The 228-nt window shown below is 79.8% G+C and carries 1 pseudogene; it reads right to left on the reverse strand.

The window, feature by feature from the left end:
* Positions 1–228 (reverse strand): annotated as a pseudogene (locus tag KVT14_RS22130) (DNA-binding response regulator); the annotation flags it as partial.

Here is a 228-nt window from a genome sequence, read left to right on the forward strand (position 1 = left end):
GCGGCGTACCGGGTCACGACGTACAGCGAGAACAGCAGCACGCCGAGGCCGGCGTGGGTCTCGCGCAGGGTCAGCTCGGCGCGCAGCCCCTCGTCGGTGAACCCGGGCGGCATCCGCACGTCGGCCACGGCGATGTCCGGCAGCGCGCCGGCGGCCGCCGGCGCCCCGACCTCCTCCACCAGCGCGTGCCCGGCGCCGGCGGGCGCGGCCACCTCCGGGGTGCGGCCG

Origin of the sequence: Cellulomonas sp. GbtcB1 (genome assembly GCF_019091725.1) — a bacterium.
In the GTDB taxonomy this organism is placed as follows: Bacteria; Actinomycetota; Actinomycetes; order Actinomycetales; family Cellulomonadaceae; genus Cellulomonas.